General features: G+C 68.6%; 25 protein-coding genes. 12 read left to right on the top strand and 13 right to left on the bottom strand.

Annotated features, from left to right (window positions below):
• The first annotated feature begins 81 nt into the window (after positions 1 to 81).
• Entirely contained in the window at positions 82 to 1,353 is a 1,272-nt protein-coding gene (locus MKK51_RS18670) for a hemolysin family protein (protein ID WP_243979557.1), read from the top strand.
• Between the two features lie 3 nt (positions 1,354 to 1,356).
• On the opposite strand, the gene MKK51_RS18665 is transcribed toward MKK51_RS18670, so the two are convergent.
• Positions 1,357 to 1,803, bottom strand: a complete 447-nt coding sequence (locus tag MKK51_RS18665) for a DMT family transporter (protein WP_243979555.1) — start codon at positions 1,801 to 1,803, stop codon at positions 1,357 to 1,359.
• On the bottom strand, positions 1,796 to 2,656 hold the full coding sequence (locus MKK51_RS18660) for a DMT family transporter (protein WP_243979552.1): 861 nt from the start codon (positions 2,654 to 2,656) through the stop codon (positions 1,796 to 1,798). Before MKK51_RS18660 ends, MKK51_RS18665 begins: the two co-directional genes overlap by 8 nt.
• Positions 2,657 to 2,776: 120 nt before the next feature.
• Between MKK51_RS18660 and MKK51_RS18655 the strand changes: the two genes are divergently transcribed.
• On the top strand, positions 2,777 to 3,688 hold the full coding sequence (locus MKK51_RS18655) for a LysR family transcriptional regulator (RefSeq protein ID WP_243979551.1): 912 nt from the start codon (positions 2,777 to 2,779) through the stop codon (positions 3,686 to 3,688).
• Positions 3,666 to 3,836, top strand: coding sequence for a hypothetical protein (locus MKK51_RS18650; RefSeq protein ID WP_243979599.1), 171 nt, complete (start codon positions 3,666 to 3,668; stop codon positions 3,834 to 3,836). The genes MKK51_RS18655 and MKK51_RS18650 overlap by 23 nt, the downstream gene beginning before the upstream one ends.
• Before the next feature lie 238 nt (positions 3,837 to 4,074).
• Here the strand turns inward: MKK51_RS18650 and gltX are convergent, their stop codons facing one another.
• From gltX to sfnG, 3 genes are all read right to left on the bottom strand, one after another.
• The gene (gene gltX, locus MKK51_RS18645; protein ID WP_243979549.1) at positions 4,075 to 5,421 is read right to left on the bottom strand and encodes a glutamate--tRNA ligase; all 1,347 of its coding nucleotides are present in this window, start codon (positions 5,419 to 5,421) and stop codon (positions 4,075 to 4,077) included.
• A 38-nt stretch (positions 5,422 to 5,459) separates the two neighbouring features.
• Complete coding sequence (locus tag MKK51_RS18640) at positions 5,460 to 6,710, bottom strand: SfnB family sulfur acquisition oxidoreductase (protein ID WP_243979547.1); 1,251 nt, start codon at positions 6,708 to 6,710, stop codon at positions 5,460 to 5,462.
• A gap of 310 nt (positions 6,711 to 7,020) precedes the next feature.
• Positions 7,021 to 8,130, bottom strand: a complete 1,110-nt coding sequence (sfnG, locus tag MKK51_RS18635; protein ID WP_243979545.1) for a dimethylsulfone monooxygenase SfnG — start codon at positions 8,128 to 8,130, stop codon at positions 7,021 to 7,023.
• Positions 8,131 to 8,727: 597 nt separating this feature from the next.
• Here sfnG and MKK51_RS18630 point away from each other — a divergent pair.
• Positions 8,728 to 9,624, top strand: coding sequence for a diguanylate cyclase domain-containing protein (locus MKK51_RS18630; RefSeq protein WP_243979543.1), 897 nt, complete (start codon positions 8,728 to 8,730; stop codon positions 9,622 to 9,624).
• 238 nt (positions 9,625 to 9,862) lie between these two features.
• On the top strand, positions 9,863 to 10,546 hold the full coding sequence (locus MKK51_RS18625) for a response regulator transcription factor (RefSeq protein WP_243979532.1): 684 nt from the start codon (positions 9,863 to 9,865) through the stop codon (positions 10,544 to 10,546).
• 207 nt (positions 10,547 to 10,753) lie between these two features.
• On the opposite strand, the gene MKK51_RS18620 is transcribed toward MKK51_RS18625, so the two are convergent.
• Entirely contained in the window at positions 10,754 to 11,938 is a 1,185-nt protein-coding gene (locus MKK51_RS18620) for a DNA topoisomerase IB (protein ID WP_243979530.1), read from the bottom strand.
• A gap of 155 nt (positions 11,939 to 12,093) precedes the next feature.
• Here MKK51_RS18620 and MKK51_RS18615 point away from each other — a divergent pair, with 155 nt between their 5' ends.
• Positions 12,094 to 13,263 carry a glycosyltransferase family 4 protein gene (locus MKK51_RS18615; protein WP_243979528.1) on the top strand — a complete coding sequence of 390 codons (1,170 nt, stop codon included), beginning with the start codon at positions 12,094 to 12,096 and terminating at the stop codon, positions 13,261 to 13,263.
• Complete coding sequence (locus tag MKK51_RS18610; protein WP_243979527.1) at positions 13,260 to 13,928, top strand: class I SAM-dependent methyltransferase; 669 nt, start codon at positions 13,260 to 13,262, stop codon at positions 13,926 to 13,928. Before MKK51_RS18615 ends, MKK51_RS18610 begins: the two co-directional genes overlap by 4 nt.
• On the opposite strand, the gene MKK51_RS18605 is transcribed toward MKK51_RS18610, so the two are convergent.
• The 3 genes from MKK51_RS18605 to MKK51_RS18595 all read right to left on the bottom strand — a co-directional run bounded on the left by MKK51_RS18605 (position 13,918) and on the right by MKK51_RS18595 (position 15,548).
• Entirely contained in the window at positions 13,918 to 14,286 is a 369-nt protein-coding gene (locus MKK51_RS18605) for a PsiF family protein (RefSeq protein WP_243979525.1), read from the bottom strand. The genes MKK51_RS18610 and MKK51_RS18605 overlap by 11 nt on opposite strands.
• 242 nt (positions 14,287 to 14,528) lie before the next feature.
• Positions 14,529 to 15,212: a response regulator gene (locus tag MKK51_RS18600; protein WP_243979524.1), complete on the bottom strand. Its 684-nt coding sequence runs from the start codon at positions 15,210 to 15,212 to the stop codon at positions 14,529 to 14,531.
• 99 nt (positions 15,213 to 15,311) lie between these two features.
• A complete protein-coding gene (locus MKK51_RS18595; protein WP_243979522.1) occupies positions 15,312 to 15,548 on the bottom strand; it encodes a hypothetical protein in 237 nt (78 codons plus the stop codon).
• A gap of 677 nt (positions 15,549 to 16,225) precedes the next feature.
• On the opposite strand from MKK51_RS18595, the gene MKK51_RS18590 reads away from it, so the two are divergent.
• Positions 16,226 to 16,954, top strand: a complete 729-nt coding sequence (locus tag MKK51_RS18590; RefSeq protein ID WP_243979520.1) for a Crp/Fnr family transcriptional regulator — start codon at positions 16,226 to 16,228, stop codon at positions 16,952 to 16,954.
• 143 nt (positions 16,955 to 17,097) lie between these two features.
• Here the strand turns inward: MKK51_RS18590 and MKK51_RS18585 are convergent, their stop codons facing one another.
• Positions 17,098 to 17,337 (bottom strand): hypothetical protein, encoded by a 240-nt coding sequence (locus tag MKK51_RS18585; protein ID WP_243979518.1) that lies wholly within the window; start codon positions 17,335 to 17,337, stop codon positions 17,098 to 17,100.
• Between the two features lie 258 nt (positions 17,338 to 17,595).
• On the opposite strand from MKK51_RS18585, the gene MKK51_RS18580 reads away from it, so the two are divergent.
• From MKK51_RS18580 to MKK51_RS18565, 4 genes are all read left to right on the top strand, one after another.
• On the top strand, positions 17,596 to 18,327 hold the full coding sequence (locus MKK51_RS18580) for a Crp/Fnr family transcriptional regulator (protein ID WP_243979516.1): 732 nt from the start codon (positions 17,596 to 17,598) through the stop codon (positions 18,325 to 18,327).
• 192 nt (positions 18,328 to 18,519) lie between these two features.
• A complete protein-coding gene (locus MKK51_RS18575) occupies positions 18,520 to 18,810 on the top strand; it encodes a DUF6894 family protein (RefSeq protein ID WP_243979514.1) in 291 nt (96 codons plus the stop codon).
• Between the two features lie 101 nt (positions 18,811 to 18,911).
• Positions 18,912 to 20,543 (top strand): alpha-D-glucose phosphate-specific phosphoglucomutase, encoded by a 1,632-nt coding sequence (locus MKK51_RS18570; RefSeq protein ID WP_243979512.1) that lies wholly within the window; start codon positions 18,912 to 18,914, stop codon positions 20,541 to 20,543.
• Between the two features lie 136 nt (positions 20,544 to 20,679).
• Positions 20,680 to 21,450 carry an SDR family NAD(P)-dependent oxidoreductase gene (locus tag MKK51_RS18565; RefSeq protein WP_243979510.1) on the top strand — a complete coding sequence of 257 codons (771 nt, stop codon included), beginning with the start codon at positions 20,680 to 20,682 and terminating at the stop codon, positions 21,448 to 21,450.
• Between the two features lie 111 nt (positions 21,451 to 21,561).
• On the opposite strand, the gene MKK51_RS18560 is transcribed toward MKK51_RS18565, so the two are convergent.
• From MKK51_RS18560 to MKK51_RS18550, 3 genes are all read right to left on the bottom strand, one after another.
• A complete protein-coding gene (locus MKK51_RS18560) occupies positions 21,562 to 21,870 on the bottom strand; it encodes a cupin domain-containing protein (RefSeq protein ID WP_243979508.1) in 309 nt (102 codons plus the stop codon).
• Positions 21,871 to 21,940: 70 nt separating this feature from the next.
• On the bottom strand, positions 21,941 to 23,491 hold the full coding sequence (locus MKK51_RS18555) for a GMC family oxidoreductase (RefSeq protein WP_243979506.1): 1,551 nt from the start codon (positions 23,489 to 23,491) through the stop codon (positions 21,941 to 21,943).
• Positions 23,488 to 24,936 carry an alpha/beta hydrolase gene (locus tag MKK51_RS18550; protein ID WP_243979504.1) on the bottom strand — a complete coding sequence of 483 codons (1,449 nt, stop codon included), beginning with the start codon at positions 24,934 to 24,936 and terminating at the stop codon, positions 23,488 to 23,490. The genes MKK51_RS18555 and MKK51_RS18550 overlap by 4 nt, the downstream gene beginning before the upstream one ends.
• Positions 24,937 to 25,048: the final 112 nt, after the last annotated feature.

Below are 25,048 nucleotides of genomic sequence, written 5' to 3'. Positions count from 1 at the left end.
TGGGCAACAGGCGAGTCATCGCCGCCAACTGGGGAAGTCCGGCACGCTTGGTCCAAGCGGCTCCGGCTTACGGAACCGAACGTGTTCGAGCTCGCCGTCGCCGTCGCCCTGATCGCCCTCAACGGCGCCTTCGCGCTGTCCGAACTCGCCGTCGTCTCGTCGCGCAAAACACGGCTGCGCATGATGGTGGAGGCGCGCCGGCCCGGCGCCCAGGCCGCCCTGACCCTGGCGGAGGATCCGGGACGCTTCCTTTCCGCCGTCCAGATCGGCATCACCCTCGTCGGCATCCTGTCGGGGGCCGTCTCCGGCGCGGCGCTCGGCGAGCGCCTCACCGAGATCCTGTCCGAGGCGGGCCTGTCGAAACCCGTGGCCGATCCCCTCGGCTACGGGATCGTCATCGCCATCATCACCTACCTCTCGGTGATCATCGGCGAACTCGTGCCCAAGCATGTGGCCCTGCGCGACCCGGAGGGCATCGCCTGTTTCGTCGCCCGGCCGATGCGGCTGATCTCGCGGATCGCGCTCCCGGCGGTCTGGCTCCTCGACGCCTCCACCCGCGCGGTGTTCCGGCTGTTCGGCCAGGAAGCCTCCAGCCCCAGCGCCGTGACCGAGGAGGAGATCCGCACCATCGTCGCGGAGGCCGAGACGGCGGGGGTGATCGAGACCGACGAGCGCAAGATGATCGCCGGGGTGCTGCGTCTCGGCGACCGCGCCGTGCGGGGCGTCATGACCCCGCGCACCGACGTCCACTGGATCGATCTCGACAAGGCGCCGGAGGAGATCCGCGCCATGCTGGTGTCGAGCCCGCATTCGCGCATCCCGGTCGGCGAGGGCAATCCGGACAACATGCTCGGGGTCGTGCAGGTGCGCGAACTGGTGAAGGCGCTCATCGAGAACGAGCGGTTCGACCTGCGCGCCTATATCCGCAGCGCCCCGGTGCTCCCCGACACCCTCGACGCCCTCGATGCCCTCACCGCCCTCCAGGCGGCGGAGGTGCCGATGGCCCTGGTCCACGACGAATACGGCCATTTCGACGGCCTCGTGACCCCGGCCGACATCCTCGACGCCATCGCGGGCGCGTTCCATTCGGAAGATCCCGAGCCCGAGGCGGTGCAGCGCCAGGACGGGTCCTGGCTCATCGCCGGCTGGATGCCGGTGGACGAGATGGCCGACCAGCTCGGCATCAAGATCGAATCGAGCCGGGACTACGAGACCGCCGCCGGCCTCGTCATCGCCAAGCTGCAGCGCCTGCCGGAGACCGGCGAGACCTGCGACATCGCCGGCTGGCGCTTCGAGGTGGTGGATCTCGACGGGCGCCGGGTGGACAAGATCCTGGTGTCGCGGATCGCCTGAGCATCACCGCCGGATCAGGATGACGCCGCCGATCAGGAGCGCGATGCCGGCGAGGCGCGGCATGTCGAGGGAGCGCTGGACGAGGCCGAGCCAGCCGAAATGGTCGGCCGTCACCGCTGCGAGCATCTGCCCGGTGACGAGGAGCGCGATGAAGGTGGCGGCCCCGAGCTTCGGTACGAGGACGATGGAGAGCCCGATGAACAGGGCTCCGAACACCCCGCCGCTCCAGCCCCACCACGGGATGCGCGCTGCGGCCCCGAGGGACGGCAGGGGATCGCGCAAGACGACGGCCAACACCGCCATGCAGCCCAGGCCCAGGGCATAACTCACAAAGCCGGACCATGCCGCCGAACCGAGAGCCGCCCTGAGATTGGCGTTGAGCACCTGTTGCGTGACGACGCTGGCCCCGGCCGCCAGGGCCAGGGCCGTGAGGAGGAGGAGTTCAGGCATAGCGCTTGGCCCCCGCCACGCAGAGAACGACGAGGCCGGTCACCGCCAGCATGCTCGGGGCGACGGGCTCGTGGAGGAGCAGGCCCGCGAGAGCCAGGCCGAAGAACGGCTGCAGCAACTGGAGCTGCCCGACGCCGGCGATCCCGCCCAGGGCCAGCCCGCGATACCAGAACACGAATCCCACCAGCATGCTGAAGACCGAGACGTAGGCGAGGCCGATCCAGGCCGACAGGCCGATGCCGCTCCAGGAAGAGGGCAGGCTCGCCAGGGCGATGACGGCCATCACCGGCAGGGACAGGACCAGGGCCCAGGAGATCACCTGCCATCCGCCGAGGCGGCGCGAGAGGGTTGCGCCCTCCGCGTAGCCGAGGCCGCAGAGCAGGATCGCCGCCACCATCAAAAGATCGCCGGTGAGCGAGCCGCCCCCGCTCTGCAGCAGCGCGAAGCCCGCCACCGTGAGACCGCCGATGCCGGAGAACAGCCAGAAGACCGGGCTCGGCCGCTCCCCACCGCGGATCACGCCGAAGAGGGCGGTGGCGAGCGGCAGGAGGCCGATGAAGACGATGGAATGGGCGGATGTGATGTGCTGGAGCGCGAGCGCCGTCAGGAGGGGAAAGCCGACCACGACGCCGATGGCCACGATGACCAGCGCGGCGAGATCGGACCTTTCGGGCCGCGTCTGCCGCAGGGCGCGGAGCATCGCCGCGCCGAGGAGAGCCGCGATCACCGCCCGCGCCGAGGTGAGGAAGATCGGCGTGAAGCCGCCGACCGCCACCCGCGTCGCCGGCAGGGACGCGCTGAAGATGATGACGCCCAGAAGGCCGCTGCCCCACCCCGCCGTATTCCGTTGCATCGCGTCGTCCCAGCCTGATCGTGCCGCGAAACCGGAGAGAACCCGGCGCGGACGCCTTGACAACCACCCCGCGCTCATGCCGTCAAATACTCAACCCTTCGATATCCATGCAAAACAGGCATGATGAACCCCGCCCACCTCGATCTCTTCCGCGCGGTCCTGCGCCATGGCGGGATGACGCGGGCCGCCGCCGCGCTCGGCATCGGACAGCCCCATATCAGCCGCGCGATGGCGCTGCTCGAGGCCGATCTCGGCTTCGCGCTGTTCGTGCGCGGCCATGGCAGCGCCCTGCCGACGCAGGAGGGAGAGGCCTTCGCCCGCGAGGTCGAGCGGACCTATGCGGGGCTCGACCACCTGACCCAGGCGGCCCGCCAGATCCGCGACCTCGGCACGGGACCGTTGCGCGTCGCCTGCCAGCCCTCCCTGGCCTCGCGGCTGCTGCCGCGGGCGATCCGGCGCTTGAACGAGGACTCGCCGGGCATCCGCGTCGCCGTTCATGTGCCGGCACCGGAGACGATCTGGTCCTGGGCCGCCTCCGGGCAATGCGACCTCGGCCTGGTGCGGCCCCGCTCCGGCTATGCGGGCGTGATCTGCGAGCCCTTCCTCGCCATCGATGCGGTCTGTGCCCTGCCCCGGGGACACGCCCTCGCGGCCAGGCGGGTGATCGAGGTGGGCGATCTCGCCGACGAGCCCCTGATCGCGGGCGGAACCGGCGTGTTCCAGCAGGCGATCGAGACGGCCTTCGCGGCGGCCGGCATCCTCCCGCGCTTCGGCCTCATGGCGCAGTATACGTCCGCGCGCTGCGGCCTCGTGGCCGAAGGGCTGGGGATCGCCATCGTCGATCCCCTTCCCGCCCGCGACCTCACCGGCCTTCCCATCGTACTGCGACCGTTCCGGCCGCGCCTGCCCATCGAGACGATGCTGATCCGCCCGGCGGGACGACCGCCGAGCCAGGCGGCGCAACGGCTCTTGGGACATCTGCTCCAGGAACGGGACGCGATCCTGCCTCATGCGGCGGGTGGCGGCGACTGACACCGGACCGCGCCGGAGCGGGCCGAGGCCGCCCGCCTGCCACCACGCCGCATCCCAGGTTCTGGGCGCGGCGGGCGACCTCTCGCGCCAGTCCGAGCACCTGAACGGCGAGGTCCGCCGCTTCCTCGACACCGTGCGGGCGGCCTGAGGCCGTCTCCGGCCGCTGCATTCGGTGTCCGGCGAGCGCGGGTTCCCTCTCCTGGAAGGAGAGGGACAGGGTGAGGTGTGTGACCGTTCCGGAGAGGGCACGGCCCTCGCCCCAACCCTCTCCCACACGGGAGAGGGAGCCTGCTCCGGGCATACGGACCGAAGCGATCGACCGGAGGGGGTACGAGGCCGACCGGCACTGGTCTGAGAAGCGGGATCCGCTTTTCGGGCCGATTCTGTCAGTCTCGACCGCCGAGCCGGGCCACCACCGTATCCCGACCGATGAGGGGCAGCAGGCCCGACAGGTCCGGCCCGTGCTCCAGCCCCGTCACCGCGAGACGAAGGGGCATGAACAGGGCCTTGCCCTTGGCGCCGGTCCTCTCCTTCACCGCATTGGTCCAGGCCTTCCAGGTCTGGCCGTCCCAGGGCTCGGGCGGCAGCACCTCGGACGCGGCCTGGAGGAAGCCGGCATCCGCGATGACCGGCGTCACCTCCCCGGCCACGATCCGCCACCATTCGGCGGCGTCCCCGACCTTGGTGAGGTTCGGCTGGATCACCGTCCAGAACGCCTGCGCCCGGTCATCCGGGATACCCAGGGCGAGGAGGCGTTCGCGCGCCGCCTCGTAGGGCATGGCATGGATCAGGCGGGCATTGAGCCCGTCGAGTTCTTGCGGATCGAACTTCGCCGGGGCCCGCGAGATGTGGGAGAGATCGACCAGGGCGGCGAGTTCGTCGAGGCTCGGGACCGCACGCACCGCCTCGGCCGAGCCGGTGAGTACGGCCAGCGAGCGCACCGCGCCGGGCTCATAGCCCGCCTCGCGCAGGCCCCTCAGCGACAGGTGGCCGAGACGCTTCGACAGGCCCTCGCCATCGGCGGTGGTGAGCAGGTTGTGGTGGCCGAAGACGGGGATCGGCTGGCCCAGAGCCTCGAAGATCTGCACCTGCACGCCGGTATTGGTGACGTGGTCCTCGCCGCGGATGACATGGGTGATCCCCATCTCGGCATCGTCCACCACGGAGGGCAGCGTGTAGAGATAGCTGCCATCGGCGCGGATCAGCACCGGGTCCGAGAGGGAGGCGCAATCCACATGCGCTGGCCCCCGCACGAGATCGTCCCAGGCGACGGTGCGGGCATCGAGCTTGAAGCGCCAGTGCGGCGTGCGCCCCTCGGCTTCCAGCGCCGCGCGCTCGTCGTCGGTGAGCTTGAGCGCTGCCCGGTCGTAGATAGGCGGCTGGCCGCGACCGAGCTGGCGCCGGCGGCGGCGCTCCAGCTCCTCCTGGGTCTCGTAGCAGGGATAGAGGCGGCCTGCCGCCTTCAGCCGCTCGGCCGCCGCGTCGTGGATGGCGGAGCGGTCCGACTGGCGGGCGAAGAGATCGGGCACGATCCCGAGCCAGGCCAGATCCTCCGCGATGGCTGTGGCGAAGGCCTCCGTCGAGCGCTCCCGGTCGGTATCGTCGAGGCGCAGCAGGAAGCGCCCGTTCCGCGCCCGCACGAATAGGGCGTTCAGCAGCGCCGGACGGGCGTTGCCGATATGGAGGTAGCCCGTGGGCGAGGGCGCGAAGCGGACGAGGGGGGCGGATGTCATGCCCGCCCTTTAGCGGATTTTCTCGCCGCTGGGGACCGTCAGCTCCAGGCGTGGAACGGCGGGTTCACGCCGTTGAGGGCGTGGTTGCCGATGATCGCATATTTCCAGCGCACCGGGTCGTGGAGGGTGTGGGTGCGGGCGTTGCGCCAGTGCCGGTCGAGGTTGCTCTCGGCCAGCGTCGAGCGGGTCCCGGCGAGTTCGAACAGCTTGCTGCTCGCCTGCACCGCGATCTCGGTGGTGAGCACCTTCGATTCGGCGACGGCGAGCTGGGCCGCGGCGACCGTCTCCGCGCTGGGGTTGGCCACCGCCTCGTCCAGGGCGAGGCCGGCCCGGTCGAGGATGGCCTCGGCCGCATGGAGGCGGATCGTCAGCTCGCCGATCGCCTGAATCGTATAGGGATCGTCGGAGGCGCGGTCCTGGCCGCTATCGACCCAGGGGCGGGTCTTGGTGCGGACGAAGGCGATGGTGTCGTCGATGGCCTCGCGGGCGATGCCGGCATCCACCGCCGCCTGGATGATCTGGAAGACGGCGCCGTCGGAGCGCGGCTGCTCGTAGCCCTTCCAGGCCGGGACGAGATGGGTCTTGGGCACCCGGACGTCGTCGATGAGGACGGTGCCGCTCGCCGTGGTCCGCTGCCCGAAGGCCGACCAGTCGTCGATGACGGTCAGGCCCGGCGCGCCCCTGTCGGCGATGGCGTACCAGGCCCGCCCCTGGTCATCCAGGGCGACGATGGGGACGAGATGGGCGAGGAGCGCGCCGGTGGAATAGAACTTCTTGCCGCGCACGATGACGTGGTCGCCGTCATCGACGAAACGGGTCTTGAAGTCGGTGGCGCGCGGGGTGCCGATCTCCGAGAACGCGTTGCCGAAGCGGGTGCCCTTCAGGACCTCGCCGAACAGCAGCGCCTGCTGCTCGGGGTCGGACACCGTGCGGATCGCCGCGACGATGCCGAGATGGTTCTGCGAGATCTGGCCGATCGAGGGATCGGCGGCCGAGATGATCGCGACGACCTGGGCCAGGGTCTTGTAGGAGACCTCCGGCCCGCCGTAGGCCTTGGGCACGTTGATCGACCACAATCCGCTTTGCGAGAACGCGTCGAGCTCGGCATAGGGCCGCCGGTTGGTCTGGTCGCGCTCGGACGCGCCCTCGCGGAACGCCCCGGCAAGGGCATGCGCGACCCGGATCGCCTCGGCGTCGTCGCGGATGACATGGGCGGGGGCGGTCGGCCGGGGCACGGGCGGCGCGCCCCGTGCCGTTTCGAGAGACTGGGCGCTGACGGCGATGTTCATGAGGGGCTCCGGGGTATCGGGCAAAAAATCGTCGCGTCTGGGCAGGGAGCGATAGGTCGGGCAGCTTCAGCCGGATCCCCCTCTCCCCGCGTGCCGGGAGAGGGCCGAGCCCCCCTCGTCGGGGGCGAGGCAAGCGGAGGCGAAGCCGAAGCGAGGGTGAGGGGGCATCGCCGGAAAAGGCTCGGTCGGCACCGCCCCCTCACCGTCGGCTGCCGCCTCGCCGCGCCGACGACGAGGTCGCCGCGGCCCTCTCCCCGCGTGCGGGGAGAGGGGATGCTCGGCTCTCGTCAGGGGGCGTTGTAAAGGCCGCTCAAGCGGCCTCGGCCCGGCGCTCGCGCTCGGCTTCGAGCGCCCTCACCTTCGGAATGATGTGGGCGCCGAAATAGGCGACGTCCTCCTGGAAATGCAGGAAGGCGAGGAGCGCGAGATCGACGCCCGCATCCTTGAGGGCGACGATGCGCTCGGCGATCTGGTCGGGGGTGCCGATCAGGTTGGTCTTGAAGCCGTCATTATACTGGACAAGGTCCTCGAAGCTCGATTTCGCCCAGTTGCCCTCCCCTTCCGGGGAGGCCTTGCCGGCGTTCTTCACCTCGTGGCCGAAGGCCTTCACCGCATCGGGATCGGCGTTGTCGATGATCTCCTGGAGGACGGCGCGGGCCTCCTCCTCCGTGTCGCGGGCGATGACGAAGGCGTTGACGCCGATTTTGACAGAATGGCCGTTGGCCGAGGCCTTGGCCTGGATGTCGTCCACCTGCGCCCGGATGCCCTCCGGGGTGTTGCCGTTGGTGAAGTACCAGTCGGAGACGCGGGCGGCCATGTCGCGCGCCGCGCGCGACGAGCCGCCCTGGAAGATCTCGGGCTGCGGGTCGGCCGGCTTCGGCTTCAGGGTGTAGTTGGTGTAGCGGTAGAAATCGCCGCGGAAGGTGAAGTCGTCCTGCGTCCAGATCCCGCGCAGGGACCGGATGAATTCCTCCGAGCGGCGATAGCGCTCGTCGTGGTCGAGCCAGGGCTCGCCGATGGCGCGGAACTCGCCGGAAAACCAGCCCGACACGACGTTGATGGCGATGCGCCCGTTGGTGAGCTGGCTGATCGTGGCGATCTGCTTGGCCGCGATGGTCGGATTCCACGGGCCGGGCAGGAGCGCGGCGATGACCTTGAGCTTCGTGGTCACCGCCAGCAGGGCGTGGCTGAACGCCACCGATTCGTGCTGGAACTCTGCCCCGTAGCCGGCGGTGAAGCGGATCTGCGTCAGGGCGTAATCGAACCCGGCCTCCTCCGCGATCTGGGCGAGCTTGCGGTTGTAGTCGGCATCCCAGCTGGTGCGCTGCTCGATCTTGCTGATGACGAGGCCGCCGGACACGTTGGGCACCCAATAGGCGAAACGGATCGGCTCCGGGGCGAAATGGCTCTGGCGGGTCATAGATCTATCCGCGAATGTGAGGAGTCAGGCATTCTCTCGAAGCATAAGCCGCAAATGAATACATTATTGCAGCAAGCAGATCACAGCATCTTGCCTACGCTTCGACATCGATAAATGTAATCTCATCCAAATGGAGGCTACAGTCAAAGGAATGGAAATGCCTTTTCCAGACGTGGACAAGGACAATCTTTCGGCCCGCCGCGGCACACCGAGAATATTCTGTTTCCTTGGCACTGGCCGCGCCTCGGCGCGGCGATCACCCCGAAGGGAGCGGAAGCGTCGCGGGACGGCGACCCCCGCCCCGCGATGCCGACCTCCGGTCCTTCCGGGAACGGCCGGGGATCGGGGTTTTACCGCCGTCGGACGGTTCACTCGTCGCTGCCCACGCCATCCGCAGCCACCGGGGCATCGAGAGCCCGCACGGGGTCCTCGACGTCGTCTTCAAGGAAGGTCTCTCCCGGATGCGGCGCGGACACGGCGCTCCTTCCCTCGCCCGGCCCCGGATCGACTCATGTGAGCACGTCGTCTTGGGAACATATTAATCTGTCGCCGCCATGCTGGCGGACATCATAAGCTTTCGGGGCGGGCGACCACGACATGCACATCGTTATCGTCGATACGAGCCGCGTTGTCCTGAAGGTCGTTGCCGGCATGCTCGAGCCGCAGGGCCACACGGTCGATGTCTTTACGGACTCACAGGCGGCCCTCGACTTCGTAACCTACACGCCGACCGTGCGTGTCCTGATCTCGAGCCTGGAAGTCCGGCCCTTGAGCGGCCTCGAACTGTGCTGGTCGGCACGGTTGATCGCCGAAACGAACCGGCCGCTCTACGTCATCACCATGTCCTCGGCCCGCAATTCCCGCAATCTCGCCGAGGCCCTCGACAGCGGTGCCGACGATTTCATCGAGAAGCCCCCCGGCGCCGAGGAGCTGCATGCCCGGATGCGGGCGGCGGACCGCCTGACGACCATGCAGAGCGAGCTGATCCGCCTCGCCGAGACCGACCCGCTCACCGGCCTCCTCAACCGTCGCGCCTTCCTGCAGCGCGTGCAGGACGCCGCCGATCGTGTGGGGAACCACGGCGACATGGCGGCGATCCTGGTGGATATCGACCATTTCAAGCGCATCAACGACGAATACGGCCACGATGTCGGCGATGCGGCGATCCAGAGCGTCTGCAAGACCATCGCGGAGGAGGGCATCGTCGGGCGGCTCGGGGGCGAGGAGTTCGGCATCGTGCTTCCGCACCGGTCGATAAACGATGCCGAGGCGCTCGCCTCTCGGCTGCGCAGCGTCGTGGAGTCCCTGCGCATCCGTGGCGCCCGGACCCCGATCCGCCTCACCTGCAGCTTCGGTGTCAGCCAATGGTGCGAGGGCGATACGATCGAAGCCATGATCAAGCGGGCCGACATCGCCCTCTACGAGGCCAAGACCACGGGGCGCAACCGGGTGATCTCCGCCGCCTCCGATCTGGTCCTCGCCCGGGCGGGCTGATCCCAATCCCATTTCGAACCGGACTGTTCCCCGTAGAGACAGGTGCCCGTGGTCCATGGCTGCGCATCCGGCCGCGTCAATCGAGATGACGCGGCTTTCGGGCATGTTTTCGCGATCTGGACCCGGGTATTCATGCGGTTCGATGCGAATACGATGAAGAATCCGATGGAACGGGAATTGAACTGCTCTTGACCAGCCCGACCGCGATGTTTCGCGATGGGACAGAGGGGGGAGCGGCATGAACCAGGCCGTGGGGGTTTTGATCATCGACGAACCGATGGGGCTCGGGTCTGTCCTGCGGGCATTCCTGGAACATGAGCCCAGCCTGCATACGGTGAGCGAGGCCGACCTGCCGCTGGGCGGTCCGGGCACCGAGAGTGTCGTCGCCCTGGTGTTCCTGTCCGAGACCGCGTCGAAGAGCGCCCTCGCGCGCATTACCGCCCTCAAGCGTCATCGGGGGCTGCGCGTGCTGGCCGCCTTCCAGAGCTTGGCCGCCGAAACCCTGCGGAGCCTCCTCGAGGCGGGAGCCGATGCGATGGTGGCGCAATCGGCCACCCCGCGGGAGATCAGCGCGACGATCGTGCGCCTGGCCCATGCGGGCGCTGCGGACACGCAGGCATCCGGCCCGGTGGAAGGCGGCGAAGGGCTGACCCCGCGCGAGGCGGAGATCCTGCGGTTCCTCAGCGCCGGTTTCAGCAACAAGGAGGTGGCGCGCCGCCTCAGCCTCAGTGTCCGCACCGTGGAGACCCATCGGCTCAACCTGCGCCGCAAGACGCAGACCGGGCGGCTGAAGGACCTCGTCTGCCTCGCCCGGCAATTGGGTCTGGCCCCCGTGGTGGAGAGCGAGACGCCACGCCCGAGCAAGGGCGAGTCCGGCCACCATGGCCACAAGACCATCATCGAGACTATGGCGCGCCACTGAAGGGTCGCGAGGGGACGCGCCGGCTGCGTGAAACCGCCGGGCGACCTGACGCTGCGGAGGCCGGCGGAACCACCCCCACTTCTAACCTCTCCCCACAAGGGGGAGAGGGACGCGCTCTGCTTGCCAGAGACTATGAGTGGACAGAGGTCGGCGTGATGGGGGCAAGATCTTTGCCCCTTCCACAGGGGCAGAAGCACAAAGCCCGGCCTATGCCGCGGCCCGCGCCCCGGACCCCGCCGTTCCGGATCGCCCTCGGCGCCGCGCCGCCTTCCCCTTCTTCGGCGTGACCTTGGCCTTCACCGAAACCTTTCCCTTCGCCGCGTCGAGACGCGCCCGGAGCAATCCGAGAACCGCCGCCTCCTCGGGCTTCAGCCGGGCGATATCCTCCCGCAACTCGTCCTCCACCGCGTCCGCGACCTGAAGCAGCAGTGTTCCCTCCAGGTAGCCGTCGAGAACCTCGGGGTGGATGTAGCATTTGCGGCAGATGGTCGGCGTGTTGCCGAGCCGCGCCGCGACGCTCTCGATGGCCGCGCGCAGGTTCTTCTTGGCCTTGGCCTCGCTGTCGAACGCCTCGAATTCCTGCAGGGCCAGGGCGGCCAGCACCGTGCCGGCCCAGGTCCGGAAATCCTTGGCGGTGATCTCCTGTCCGGTGATCTCGCGCAGATAGGCGTTCACGTCCGCCGAGGTGACGTCCCGCGTCTCGCCCGCGTCGTCGACGTATTGGAACAGCTCCTGGCCGGGCAGGTCCTGACAGGATTTCACGATGCGGGCCACGCGCCGGTCCTTCACCGACAGGTTCCACATCTTGCCGCTCTTGCCCTTGAAGCGGAACGTCAGCTCCGCACCCGCCACGGTCACATGGGGATCGCGCAGGGTGGTGAGCCCGTAGCTCTTGTTGGTGCGGGCGTAATCGTCGTTGCCGACACGGATGAGGGTCGCTTCGAGGAGGTGGACCACGGTGGCGAGCACCTTCTCGCGGCACAGGCCGCGACGGCCCATATCCTCGTCCACCCGCGCGCGGATACCGGGGAGGGCGTCGGCGAAAGCCATGATGTGCTCGAACTTCGTCGAGTCGCGCGCCTGCCGGAAATCGGGATGGTAGCGGTACTGCTTGCGCCCCTTGGCGTCCCGGCCCGTGGCCTGGATGTGGCCGTTGGCACGCGGGCAGATCCAGACGTCGGTATAGGCCGGCGGGATCGCCAGGGACCGGATCCGCTGCAGGATCTTCGGGTCGCGGACGGCCTTCCCCTTGGCGTCGCGATAGGCAAAGCCCGTTCCGCTCCTGCGCCGCGTCAGCCCCGGCCGGTCGGCATCGACATAGGCCAGTCCCGCCTCGATGGCGGCATCCCGGGGATCGGCGACGACACCGTCTTCTTCGCGATCCGCCGCCATCCCCCGCCTCCCGTCGATTGTCAGGAACGGTCAACCGGCGAGGCGGGGGCGGCGTTCCTGCCTCGTCCGGCGGCGCGATGTCCCGTCCGGACCGTCCTCCACCCAACCCTTCCGTCCGGCTTCCTGCGAGGCGGCGGCGTGCTACAGCGCCTGTCATGGCCACGTCCCCTTCGCCGTCCCCGTCGCCCTCCTCCCCGCCGATGAAGCGGCTCGTCTTCGTCGTCACCGAGGACTGGTTCTTCGCCTCGCACTTCCTGCCCATGGCGCGGGCCGCCGTGGCGATGGGCCTGTCCGTGGCGGTGGTGACCCGCGTGCGCGCCCACCGGGCCGTCATCGAGGCGACGGGCGCGCGCGTGGTCGAGCTGGAGGCCGAGCGTTCGAGCCTCAACCCCATGGCGGCGGGCTATGCGGCGGGTCAGCTCGCGGCGATCCTGAAGGGGCTGAAGGCCGACATCGTCCATTGCATCGCGCTGCGCTCGATCCTCGTGGGTGGAACGGCGGCGGCGATGGCGGGTATCTCAGGCCGGGTCTACGCCCTGACCGGGCTCGGCCTGATGGGCGCGCGCGCCGACGTCGCGGGCCGCCTGGGCCGCCTCGCCCTGCGCCAGCTCATCCGTGGCCCCCTCGCCTCGAAACAGACCCGGTTCCTGTTCGAGAATCCGGACGATGCTCAGGCCCTCGGCCTCGACCCCGCCGATACGGCGGTCACCATCGTCGGCGGGGCCGGCATCGATCCCGCGCAGTTCTCGCCGGACCCGCAACCGCCCTCGCCGCCCCTGCGCATCGCCATCGTGGCGCGGATGCTGTGGTCGAAGGGCATCGACACAGCCGTGGAGGCGGTGCGCCTCGCCCGCGCGGAGGGAGTGGCGGTGGAGCTTTCCCTCTATGGGGCACCGGACGCCTCGAACCGGAGGGCGATCCCCGAGGAAACGCTGCGCTCCTGGAGCCGGGACGGCGTCACCTGGCATGGCCCCACCCGCGACGTGACCGGCGTGTGGGCGGAGCACCATGTGGGATGCCTGCCCTCGCGGGGCGGCGAGGGCCTGCCGCGCACGCTGCTGGAGGCGGCGTCCTGCGGGCGCGCCCTCCTCACCACCGACGTGCCGGGCTGCCGCACGCTGGTTCGCGACGGGATCGAAGGCGTGCTGGTGCCGCCCGACGACGCGCGGAGCCTGTCCGCCGCGATGGTCCGGCTCGCCGCCGATCCCCTCCTCACGGCGCGGATGGGGGAGGCCGCGCGGCGGCGCGTGATCGAGGGCGGCTTCACCGAGGATGCGGTAATGCGGGCGGTGTCGGACCTCTACGCGGATCTCCTGCGCTCATGACGCCCTCGGTCGATCCCCTCGCCTTCATCCGCGCCAATACCCGGCTCCTGCCCGTGCCCCACGCGCCGGAGATCGTGCTGCATGTCGCCGACGAGGCCACGGAGCTGTGGCAGAAGACCGAGGACGAGCTCGACGCCATCGGCCTGCCGCCGCCGTTCTGGGCCTTCGCCTGGGCGGGAGGGCAGGCCCTGGCCCGCCACATCCTCGACCGCCCGGATCTCGTCGCCGGGCAGCGCATCCTCGATTTCGCCTCAGGCTCGGGATTGGTGGCGATCGCGGCGACGCTCGCCGGCGCCACCCATGCGACGGCGAGCGACCTCGACGCCTTCGCCATCGCCGCCATCGGTCTCAATGCCGGGGCCAACGGCGTCGGCGGCATGATCACGCCCGTCGCCGACGATCTCATCGGTTCCCGGCCTGCCGATCTCGGCGTCACCACGATCCTGGTGGCGGACATCTTCTACGAGCGGGACATCGCCGCCCGCGTCACCGACTGGCTGGCCGCCCTGCATCGGCAGGGCGCCACCATCCTCGTCGGCGATCCCGGCCGCTCCTATCTTCCGAAGGAGCGGCTCGACGTCCTCGCCACCTACGAGGTGCCGGTGAGCCGATCCCTGGAAGATGCGGAGATCAAGCGCAGCAGCGTCTGGCGCTTCAGGGCTTAGGGGCCGGAGGGGTCGCAGCCGGCGCCGCGCCGGGGGAAACGGTCGAGCCGGGCGCCACCGGCGCGGCCGGGGCGGTGGCGGCTCCGGGGGCGTCGCCGCCCTTCAGACAGGATTTGATGAAGGCATGCCGGTCGGCCTTGTCCGAACCCGCCGATTTCGCCTCCTCCTTGCACGCCTTGCGCGCATCGACCTTGCAGGACTTCATGAAGGTCTTGGCTTCGTCGCCCTTCAGCCCCTTGGCCTTCATGTCCTGCTTGCAGGCCCCGATGCGGCCGCCGACGGCGGCGGAGGCTTGCGTCACCGGCAATCCGGCGAGCATCCCGACAACCAGGAGGGACTTCAACGTCGAACTCATCATGATCGAACTCGCTTCATCGGATGGAGGAGTGGGTCGAGGCGGCGACGCACCGTGATCGATCTGCCGACGTACCTCGTATCATCGTTCGCCGCGCCTTCGCGCGGCACCGTCTTCGGCCATGCCCGCCATGGATGCAACGCCAGAGCCCCCTGCGGTCCGTCCTCCGCGCAGGCACATTCCCGTGAGGGCGAACCGTGACGAGGCGCTGCCCACGGATACGGCCGGGGACCGGCGCCCACGGCTCATCCGGCCTGCGGCATCCGGATCTGGTCGAAATCGAGCAGGGCCGTCTCGATCACGATCTGCGTCCGGCTGATGACGTCGAGCTTGCGCAGGATCTCGGAGACATGGGCCTTGACGGTGGAATCGCCGACCTGGAGCTCGTAGGCGATCTGCTTGTTGAGCTTCCCCTGCCGGATCATCAGGAGGACGCGCAGCTGCTGCGGCGTCAGGCGGGCGATCCGCTCGGCGAGATGGGTCGCCGGAGGGGCCGGGCCGGCCGCGGACTCCGACAGGGCGGCGGGGATCGACAGGCCTCCGCCGAGCACGTCGGCGATGGCCCGTGTCAGCGTCGCCTTGTCCACCGCCTTCGGCACGAACCCGGCCGCGCCGTGTTCCAGCGCCTCGCGCATGATGCGCGGATCGTCGAGGCCGGACACGACGAGGATGGGAACGCGCGGGAAGCGGGAGCGGATCGAGACGAGGCCGTCGAAACCGGCGACGCCCTGCATCGAGAGATCGAGCAGCACGAGATCGACGGTGCTGTCGGCCGCAAGGACCGCCATGGCGCCGGCGATCCCCTCGGCCTCGTCGATGGCCGCCTCGGGAAAGGCGCGCTGGACGGCGCTCGCCAGCGCATCGCGGAAGAGGGGGTGGTCGTCGACGATCAACAGATGCGTGGCCGCTCCGCCCCTGCCCTCTTCCATCGCAGCAATCCCCGCCCGCGTGCCCGGCGCGACCCTATCAGATCGCCGTCGAGCGCGCCAAAGCCGCGGGAGGGCCGGACGCCGATGGCCTCGCCGCCGTCACGGCGCCGTGATCTTGACCCCGGTCTTCTCCACCTCGGCCCGGACCATCGTCTTCGTTTCGGCGGGGGCCACGGACCAAGCCACCGCACCGATCAGACACAGGGCGGCAAGGCTATAGGCGAATCCGTGCATCACCCTCACCAGGCCGAGCAGGAGCGGAATGAGCGACAGCCCCATCGCCATCGCCGAATTACCGGTCAGGTAATAGATCGAGCCGAATGCGACGACCGTCATGATGATCGCTTTGAGGAAATTAGGCACGCATCTCTCCGTTCCAAGATTCGCTGCGGCGACGGTCCGGTCGCTCGACGTCTCGCCCGACGACCGGCCCCGCCGGGGCGCCACCGTTCTGCCGGGAAAGCTTGGCCGGAACCACCCCTCGCCGAACAGGCCGCCCATGCGCGGCGACGGGCGTGAGGAACGGCATTCCCCCGCCCGCCGCGCGCACCCGGTTGAGCAAGCAAGTCCCACGCCGACGCGAAGGACATCCCATCACCGCACGGGGCCCGGACCGGGGGCGGCTCATGATGCCATGCCCCCCCCGCACATGGTACAGGTGACGACACCCCGCCCCGCGGCCACACTCATGGGTCGGACACATTGTCGGTCGAGCACATCTTCACCGCGCAACGTATTCGGGCATTGGGGCGATGAGGCCGGAGCGGGCAACATCGCAATCAAAGCAGGCCAACAAGCATCCCACCTGCTTCGAACGCCCGATGTCGAGGACTTGACGGGACGCCCCGGACAAGTCAGAGGTACAGTTGCGCATATAAATTTCTACGATGATGACATTCGACAAATGAATATGCTTCGTTTGTCGAAACCGTAGCGGCGTTGCTATGCCATGATCGACTTTCGGCGTTGATCAGCGGCACATCATTGGAACGCCGTGTCTTCGGGTCGCTCACATGGTCATTCCATCCCAGAAACATGCGCGCAACAGCCTCCTGTCCCGGATGCAACCCGACGATTATGCCGCCATCGATCCCGTCCTCGAACGGGTGACGCTCAACCGGAAAGACGTCCTCGTCCAACCGAACCAGCCGTTGACCCACGTGCATTTCCTGGAGAGGGGGGTCGCCTCGGTCGTCGTCGGCACGCGGGACGGCAGGCGGATCGAGGTCGGCATCATCGGCTCCGAGGGCGCGACCGGCCTGCCGCTGCTGTTCGGTGTGGAATCCACGCCCCACGAAACGTTCATCCAGATCGAAGGCGAAGCCCTGCGACTGAGCAAGGCCGCGTTCGGCTCCCTGATCGAAGAAAGACCCGCGTTTCGCAGACTGATGATGCGCTACGCTCACATCTTTCAACTGTTCACCGCCCAGACGGCCCTGTCGCACGGGAGCTATACTTTGGAAGAGCGGCTGGCCCGCTGGCTGCTGATGTGCCGCGACAGGGTCGAAAAGGACGAGTTTCCCATCACCCACGAGTTCCTGTCCGTCATGCTCGGCGTCCATCGCCCCGGCGTGACGACGACGATCCATATCCTCGAGGGGGCCGGCACGATCCGGGCGCGCAGGTCCCACATCGAGATCATCGACAGGGCAAAGCTCGAACTCATCGCGGGCGACAGCTACGGCATCCCGGAAGCCGAATATCGTCGCCTGATCACGGACGACGTCACACCTGAGCCGTGAACCGTCGACGATGCGGGAACCAGCGGGGACGCTTGCGGGCCGATGGCAGCCCGCACCGCCCGCCATCCTGAAAAGCCGCCCTATCTAGTCGAACAGGACCACAGCGAGCGTCGATCCCGTCCGCACGGCAGGCAATGCTCCAGTCAGGGCCGACAAACGATCGTCATGACCATGCTATTCTTGAGTGATGAGGCAGCAGAGAGCGTCCGCGATCCTGGATACGGCACATGACCCGCTTCATCGAGCTTGTTCTCCCGATGAATTGCTCCCTTCACGGCATCGATGAGGAGCGACCCTCCCAAAATGTCACGATCGAGATCGAAGGTGCGGCGAAATGTCGACACGCCCCCGTGGGTTCGGATCGGGCAGATGCGCGAAAACATCCTCGTCTGCTCTTCGGAATATGTAGACCATCACCGTCTCGCCGGCCGACGGAACCCGAAGCTTGACGACGACTTGGGTATGATGGCGACGGCTTCATGGTGATGACGGTCCGTACGCTTTCGGTGCCACGCTTCGTTGCAGGCGCCTCGCGAAGAGTGCTAATCCAAGCAAAATTCGGCGCCCATCGATAGAGTTCAAGATTCGATACCCATCGATAGAGATGTTCAACATTGTCGCGGAATATAGTCTCGAAGACGATGGAAAGCGTGTCCAATCCGTTTGCCCGGAAACTCGAAGGCTTCGTGACGCTCAGCGAAGCCGACAGGGAAGTGCTTCATCGGATCGCAGCCGCCGCCCGCGACGTCCCCGCCCGCACCAACCTCGCCCGTGAAGGCGAGCCGCATAGCGAGATCATCCTCATCACCGAGGGGATCGGGTGCCGCTTCAAGCAGCGCGCCAACGGCGCCCGCCAGATCACCGCCTACCTCGTGCCGGGGGATACCTGCGATCTCGACATCACCCTGTTGAACCGCCTGGATCATACGATCGCGACCCTCTCCCCCTGCAAAGTCGCGCGCATGTCCACCCTGGTCCTGCGGGAGATCACGGAGGATCATCCGGTGATCGCCCGGGCGATGCGCATCGCCGCCCTCATCGACGAGGCGACGCTGCGCGAATGGCTGGTGAACATCGGCTGCCGTTCGGCCCTCGAACGGATCGCCCATCTCTTCTGCGAGCTCCTCGTGAGAATGCGGGCCGTGGGCCTCGCCACGGAAGACAGCTGCGATCTCCCCATGACGCAGCACGAACTTGCCGACACGACGGGAATGACGACCGTGCACGTGAACCGGTCGCTGCAGGAGCTGCGACGCCGGGGACTGATCGAACTCAAAGGCAAGACTCTCAGGATCCTGGACTGGTCCAGGCTGAAATCCCTCGCCGAGTTCAAACCCGGCTATCTTCGCCTGGAAGGGCAAGCTGTGGTCTGAACGTCTCTCGCAACGCTCCCGCTGCGTCGTCGTGGTCCGAACGGGAACCGACCGTGACCGGGAGTATTTCCCAGGCATTCCGGACCCGGAGACAACACCGGGATCAGGATCGCCATCCGGTTTCGTGCGCGGTCGCATCGAGAGGCGGTCCCGGGCAGTGCCCGAGGGCGTCGTCACGGCAAGGAGGTCGGCATGCCGCGGTACTTTCTGAACCTGCGCGATCGCGACGGGCTCCATCGCGACTGGGATGGGGACGCGTTCGACTCCGTGGACGAACTGCGCAACGACGTCGTGATCGGCATCAAGCAGATCGTCGCCGATGCGCTCGTCGGCGGCGCGACGTTGAGCGATGCCCTGGACCGCTCCTACGAGATCATCGACGAGGCGGGTATCACCGTCCTGACGATCTCCTTCGCCGAAGGCGTCGCATCGCCCTCCAGACTTCTGCGCCGTGAGAAAGCGCTCGGGGCAGCGGCGCGATGAGGCGGCTCCCGAGAATCTTTCTCCCTTCCCATACCCTGGGCGGTTGACCGGCAGGGACCAGCCGTTGTGTTGTCCCCGCCGACAATGAGGGGCTTTCGCGGATGACTTCGAGGCACGTGCCGACTTCGCCATTCTCTGACCAGAAGCCCGGAACCTCGGGCCTTCGCAAGAAGGTTCCCGTCTTCCGACAGCCCCGCTACGTCGAGAATTTCGTCCAAGCCATCTTCGACATCATTCCCGACCGCGACGGGGCGACCCTGGTCGTGGGCGGCGACGGCCGCTTCTTCAACCGCGAGGTGGTGCAGACGACCCTGAAGCTCGCCGCCGCCAACGGCTTCGGCCGGGTTCTCGTCGGCAGGGGCGGGCTCCTCTCCACCCCGGCGGCCTCCTGCGTCATCCGCAAGCACGGGGCGATCGGCGGCATCATCCTGTCGGCGAGCCACAATCCCGGCGGCCCGGACGGGGATTTCGGGATCAAGTTCAACGCGGCCAATGGCGGCCCGGCGCCGGAATCCGTCACCGCTGCGATCTACGAGCGGACCAAGACGCTCACCGAGTATCGCATCGCCGATGGGCCCGACCTCGACCTCGACGCGGTGGGCGAGGCCAGGATCGACGGCATGGTGGTCTTCGTCATCGATCCCGTGGCCGATTACGCGGAACTGATGGCCGAACTCATCGATTTCGACGCGATCCGCCGCCTGTTCGCCTCCGGCTTCCGGATGCGGTTCGATGCCATGAGCGCGGTGACCGGCCCCTACGCCACCGCCATCCTGGAAGGGGCGCTGGGCGCCCCGGCCGGAACGGTGGTGAACGGCACGCCGGAGGAGGATTTCGGCGGCCACCACCCCGACCCCAACCCGGTCCACGCCCACGAGCTCTACGACCTGATGCTGAGCGCGGACGCGCCGGATTTCGGCGCGGCCTCGGACGGGGACGGCGACCGCAACATGATCGTGGCGCCCGGCCTCTTCGTCACCCCGAGCGACAGCCTCGCGATCCTGGCCGCCCACGCCCATCGCGCGCCGGGCTACGCTTCCGGTCTCTCCGGCATCGCCCGCTCGATGCCCACGAGCCGCGCGGCCGACCGGGTCGCCGCCTCGCTGGGCATTCCCGCCTTCGAGACGCCGACCGGGTGGAAGTTCTTCGGCACCCTCCTGGATGCCGGCCTCATCACCCTGTGCGGCGAGGAGAGCGCCGGCACCGGCTCGAACCACGTCCGCGAGAAGGACGGGCTCTGGGCCGTGCTGCTGTGGCTCAACGTCCTGGCGGCGACGGGCAAGCGCGCCGACGCCATCGTGCACGAGCACTGGGCCGCGTTCGGCCGCGATTACTACACCCGCCACGATTACGAGGAGATCGAATCCGAGCGCGCCAACCGGCTGATGGAGGGGTTGCGCGCGCAGATCGAGAGCCTGCCCGGCCGCCGCTTCGGCGACCTCACCGTCTCGGCGGCGGACGATTTCCGCTATGTCGACCCGGTCGACGGCTCCGTGACCGCGCAGCAAGGCATCCGCATCAGCTTCGCCGAGGATGCCCGCGTGGTCTATCGCCTCTCCGGCACCGGCACGGCGGGGGCGACCCTGAGGGTCTATATCGAGCGCTACGAGAACGCCCCGGACCGCCTCGATCTGGCTCCGGATTCCATCCTCGCCCCGGTCGTCCAGGCGGCGCGCGACATCGCCGACATCGCCGGCATCACGGGGCGCAGCGAGCCGAGCGTGATCACCTGAGTCCGGGGAGGGACGCCCCTCCCCACCGATGCCGCACCCCGGGAACCGCGTTTTCCCATGCCCATTGTCCTGAGAACACGGGTGATCGCCGGCCGCGAGAGGGCCGCGCACCCCTTCTCGCACAGACGGAATGGACATGAAGCTGCAGGGTAAACGCGCGCTCATCACCGGGGCGGATTCCGGTATCGGACAGGCGGCGGCCGAGCTGTTCGCGGTTGAGGGCGCGGACGTGGCGATCACCTACAACACCGATGCGGAGGGCGCACGCGAGACCGCGCGCCGGGTCGAGGCGGCGGGGCGCAGATGCCTGGTGATCCAGGACGATGTCGGCGACCCGGCGTCCGTGGAGGCGACCTTCGCCAAGGTGGCGGCCGAGTTCGGCGTCCTCGACATCCTCGTCAACAATGCCGGTCAGGCCATGAGCGGCATGCCGGTGGCCGAGATGGACGACGGCAAGCTCGAACAGATCCTGCGCGTCAACCTGATGGGGCCGGTCTTCTGCGCCCGTGCCTTCATCAAGGTGCGCCGGGCCAATGGCGGGCGCGGCAAGATCGTCATCGTCTCGTCGGTGGCCCAGCACCTGCCGACGCCGGACAGCGCACCCTACGGCATGTCGAAGGCCGGTGTCGGCTCGCTCTGCCGCAGCCTGTCGCGCGAGCTCGCGGAAGACAAGATCAACGTCAACAACGTTGCCCCCGGCCTCATCGAGACGCCGATGACCAGCGACCGGTTCGAGAACCCCGAGAAGCTCGAAGCCTCCCTGGAGCGGATTCCGTGGCATCGCGCCGGCCAGCCCGACGAGATCGCCAAGGCGATCCTCTACCTCGCCTCGGACGATGCCGATTACGTCACCGGCCATACCCTGGTGGTGGATGGCGGCTTGACCATGCAGTGGGGCGGCGCGTAGGGCGGGCCTTCCTTCGAGAACAGGATAGCGAAAAGGGCCGGATCGCGATCGATCCGGCCCTTCTCATGTCTGGTCTCACATCGCCGCGCTGGGTTCGGCGGGTATGAAAGGCTACGCGGCCGGCGGCGCGGTGGCCTCGACCGCCGTGAACTCTTCGAGGATCGTGTAGCTGTGCTCGGCCCCGGCCGGGACGAGCCAGGAATCGCCGGGCTCCAGGGTCACCGTCTCGCCGCCGAGCACGAGTTCCGCCCGGCCCGAGATGACGTAGCCCACGGTCTCGTAGGGACGGCTGGCGCTCGGCTTGTCGTCCGTCGGCGGCTCGTGACGCCACATCCGCATGGCGACCCGTTCACCCTTGGCGAGGGCGATTGCGCCATGCGAATCCGCGCGGGCATTCTTCGTGGAAATCGTCGTGGTCATGGCGCTTTTAACCTCGTCGCGTTGCGGTGAATCCAACCGGGGAATGGCGGTCGCGTTCCCCCCAATTCCCTCAAGAGGGACGGCCGAGGAACGCCTCGGCCGAGCGCAGGGCCAAGGCCATGATGGTCAGTGCCGGGTTGGCGGCCAATGAGCTCGGGAAGGTCGAGCCGTCGCTGATCCAGAGGTTCGGGATCTCGAAGCTCCGGCCCTCGGGATCGACCACGGCGCTGTCGCCGCTCCGGCCCATCCGGCACGTCCCGATCGTGTGGGCCACGCGCTCCAGCACCCAGATGTCGGTGGCGCCGGCGGCTTCCCAGATCGCCGTCATGGTCCGCGTCGCATGGACGTTCAGCCGGTCCTCGTTGGAGGAATAGCCGAAATCGATGCGGGCCTTGCGCATCCCGAACGCGTCCACCTCGTCGGCGAGCCTCAGCACGTTGGCGTCGCACGGCAGGGTCTCGCCGTTGATCCCGATGCCCGCCATGTGGTTGTAACGATGGAGATGTTCGGTCAGCGCCCGCCCCCACAGGCCGCGCCCCCGCGCCACCGAATTGCCCCAGGTGACGGGCAGGACGCCCAGACTCTGCATCAGGTAGCCGCCGGCGAAATCCGCATCCTCGGGGCGGACCATGTCCTCGCTGATGAGCGAGGAGGGATAGCCCCGGTTCATCCGCATCTCGGCCTCGAACGTTCCCCAGACCTGGGTCGCCACATGGCCCATGTAGTTGCGGCCGACCTGACCGCTGCCGTTGGCGAGCCCGAGATGCAGGAGGAGCCGGGGCGTCTCCACGGCTCCCGCGCAGAGATAGACCGCCGCGCAACGCTGGCGATGATCGACGCCGTCGTGCCGGTAGATCACCGCGGTGATCCGGCCCTCGCGGTCGCGTTCGAGCCCATGCACCCGGCAATCGGGACGGATTTCCGCGCCGTTGGCGACGGCATGGGGCAGGTAGGTGACGTCCATGCTGGTCTTGGCGCCGTTGCGGCAGCCCTGGTGGCAATAGCCGCAGTTGATGCAGCCCCGGCGCAGGCCACCGCCTTCCTGGGGGAAGTCGCGGGAGACCACCGCCGCTGGCGAGTCCGCGGTGCGCAGGCCGAGCCGGTCGCAGGCCGTCGCCATCGCCATCGCCGGCGCGTTGCGCGGGACCGGGGAGAGCGGATAGCGCCGGCTCGCATCCCAGGGGTACTCGGCGGGGCCGGACACGCCGATGAACGCCTCGACGCGCTCGTAGAACGGCAGCAGGTCGTCGTAATCGAGGGGCCAATCCACCCCCATCCCGGTCTCGGAGTAGAGGCGCAGGTCGCGCTCGTCGGCTCGGGGCGTGAACGCGCCCCAATGCAGGGTGGAGCCGCCGACACCGGTTCCGCTGTTGTTTGCGCCGAACGCCTCCGGCGTCGAGCCGCCACTGAGGCGCTCCTCGGTCCAGTAGATCTCGTCGGCGAGGGTCTCGTCGAAGGCGAACCGCGCGGGATCGAAGTTCGGCCCCGCCTCCAGGGCGACGACCTTCAGCCCGGCCGCCGCGAGGCGGGCGAGCACCGGCGCGCCGCCCGCGCCCGTGCCGATGACGACGACATCGACGGTGTCGGTGGTTGCGTAGCGACGCATCGCATCGAGCTTCATCGTCCGGTCTCCCCGAGAGCGGTGGGTTCCCAGGGTTCCGGGTCGGCGATGCCGACGCGCAGGAAGCCCGGCAGGGTTTGCGCATCGTCGCCGCCCGCGCCGATCCCGGAAAACCCGATCCGGGCGAGGCTGGCGGGGTGGGCGAGATAGAGCCGCACCGCGTCGCTGCGCAGATCCTCAAACCACAGGGTCATCCCCTCGGCATCGAGTCCCCCCTCCGGCACCTCGTGCGACCCCGGCTCGCCGGCGGCCACCGCCTCCAGGACCGCGTCCTGACCGGCGCCGTCGAGGGACAGGAAGCGCATTCCGTGGACGGATCGCGCAGCGGCATCCAGGGTCCGCAGGGCAGCGCGGTAGGCAGCGCCATCCGCCGGCAGCATGGCGAAGCGCCATCCGTCTCCGGTTCCGGCAGCGAGCCGCTTCTCGATCCGCGCCGCGATATCGATCCGGCCCCGTCCGTCCTGCGGCAACACCCTGTCCACGACGGCGCGAAGCTGCGCGAGCTCGACCGAATCGAGACATCCGGGCTGGTAAGCCGGGTCGTCGGGCTCGGCGCGGGCGAGGAGCGCCGCGCGCAGGCGTGCGTTCACCCGGTCGGATTCGATCAGCGCGCGATAGGGCTCCGGCAGAGTCGGCGCCTCGGACTTCTGAAACGGCTCCTCGGAGACGAAGCCCCCGATGAGGCGGGCAACGGCCTCCGGCCGCTCCAGGGGCAAGAGATGTCCCGCACCGTCCAGGGTCACAAGCCGGCCATGGGCCAAGTGGGGAAGGGTCAGGGCCTTCAGCGCGGGGGTGCCGAGATCGGCATCCTCGGTTCCGCCGACGACCACGGCCGGTATGCGCAGGATGCCGATCCGGCGCTTCCAATCCTCGCGGGAGCCGTCGCGCAGCCACGCCGTCCAGGCGGCGGGAGCGGCGCGCAGGACATCCTCCACCGCGCGGGTCCGAAGCGGTTCGCCGAGGGGAGCACCGGTGTTCTGGTCGATGAACTCTCCAGCTTTGCGACGGCGGGTCTCCGCATCGGCGGAGATCCATTCCATCATCTCCCGCCGCTTGTCGTCGGACATCGGCTCGGGGCTCGGCGGTGAGCCGCCGAGCAGTACCAACCCGGCGAGCCCCGCCAGATCCGGCTCACCGTCCTCGGCGCGCCGGGCGAGGGCCAGGGCGACCTTCGCACCCATGCTATGGCCGGCAAGATACCAGCGGCGGCCGGGATCGGCAGCGGCGATCCCGGCCGCCACATGATCCGCCATCGCCTCCACCGAGTAGCCGGATACGCCGGCCGCATCGCCGAAACCCGGCAGGTCGAGGGCCACAACGCGAGCGACGCCGTCGAGAAACGCCGCGACGGGCTCCCATTCCCGAGCGCTTCCCCCAAGGAAATGCAGGCAGACCACCGTGCATGGGTCGGGAATCGTCGTGTGGGGGGCGGGAGAATTTGGCATGTGCCCGGAACTCGGGCGGATCCCATGCCGATCAAGAGTCTAATCCTCATCCCCGCTTGCGGCATGGCGTCCGACCGTCCGGATGCGACCCCCACCCGGCCTGCGTTGCGAG

The sequence above is a fragment of the Methylobacterium sp. E-045 genome (genome assembly GCF_022829685.1).
GTDB lineage: Bacteria > Pseudomonadota > Alphaproteobacteria > Rhizobiales > Beijerinckiaceae > Methylobacterium.
Note: the sequence above shows the minus strand (reverse complement) of the source record. Positions and strands in the feature narration are given on the sequence as shown.